Source organism: Staphylococcus sp. 231237_7MaSpsaltlick, from assembly GCF_043107035.1.
The window spans coordinates 1-982 of sequence record NZ_JBICNX010000171.1; the positions used below are offsets into that span (position 1 = coordinate 1).

Genomic DNA, 982 nt, shown 5'->3' on the forward strand with positions numbered 1-982 from the left:
GACCAATACGTGGAAGTACATCATAATTTAGAAGCATTAAAGAAAGAGATTGAATCAGAATCTCTTAACCTTGATACCGATAAATTACCTGATATCAAAGCGACAATGCTTGAAAATGCTAAGAACGATGAACATTCTGATAAAATCGAACAGCTATTTGATAGATTAGATCAGTCATTAAATGGTACGAATCAATTATATACGCAATTATCGTTGATTGGCACACGAACACATCGGATCACAACTAAAAGATTTAATGTTCAAGGCTTACCTAAATTAGTCCAACAAACGATTTTACCTTCGCAATTTAAAAAGGTTTATACAATAGATTTTAAATCATTTGAACCATCAGTTGCTGCGTATATGACACAAGACGAACAACTGATTGACTACTTGAATCATGAAGAAGGGTTATACGATGCATTACTGAGCGACTTATCTTTGTCAAAAGAGAAGCGTGTGAGTGTGAAACGTGCATTTATAGGGTCGTGTGTTTTTTGGGGTCGTTATAGTAGCCCTAAATTCAAACTCAATCAAGAGGTTAGTGAAATCAACTGGCTACAAGTAATGAGCAAATTCAAGAAGGTCATTGAATTTAAGGAGCAAGTCGAAAAATATAAAACAATACCTATGCCTTATGGTGTTGAACATGATATGGCTAATCATCAATGTCATAGCATCATGGCACTTTATATACAAACTGTTGCTAGCTACGTTTTCAAACATATTCTATTGGAAGTATATAAAGTAAAGTGCGAACAAAAGAATTTCAAAATCATTATGCCAATTCATGATGCAATTATGATTGAATGCGATGATGAAGAGGTTGCGCAAAGTGTAGCACAGCTAATGAAAAGTATTGCTAATCAAGTGTTTAATGGTGAATATGCACATGTGACAGTGGAAGCTGTAGGAGGTGTAGGCAATGTATAATGACAGAGGTCAAAGTTTACAAATTCCGAATGGCACACCATTAATAGAA

General features: G+C 34.6%; 1 protein-coding gene. It reads left to right on the top strand.

Translation table 11 applies throughout. From position 1 onward, the window contains the following. Positions 1-933: hypothetical protein (locus ACF91D_RS30695; protein WP_392438534.1), on the top strand; the 933-nt coding region annotated here is incomplete at its 5' end. Positions 934-982: the final 49 nt, after the last annotated feature.